Origin of the sequence: Psychroserpens mesophilus (genome assembly GCF_050617655.1) — a bacterium.
Lineage (GTDB): Bacteria > Bacteroidota > Bacteroidia > Flavobacteriales > Flavobacteriaceae > Psychroserpens > Psychroserpens mesophilus_A.
Map to the genome: position 1 here is coordinate 1 of NZ_JBODQC010000417.1, position 244 is coordinate 244.

General features: G+C 41.8%; 1 protein-coding gene. It reads left to right on the forward strand.

Features of this window, described 5'->3' with window-relative positions:
* A partial coding sequence (locus tag ACRHNM_RS17840) for an efflux RND transporter permease subunit (protein ID WP_431137980.1) occupies positions 1-244 on the forward strand: 244 nt, incomplete at both ends.

A 244-nucleotide genomic window follows, 5' to 3' on the forward strand; every position in this document is an offset into this window, starting at 1 on the left:
TGCCCTTTAGCATTTCGGCAGGTGTTGGTTTTATTGTATTGTTTGGTGTGGCTGTGTTAAACGGCTTGGTAATGATAAGTGGCTTGAATGAATTGAAAGAAGAAGGTGTTACCAATTTAAAAGAACGGATTTTGGAAGGTACAAAGCGAAGAATACGTCCCATTATGCTCACTGCTTTTACAGATGTATTGGGCTTTTTACCAATGGCTGTTTCAGCATCGGCAGGTGCAGAAGTACAGCGTCC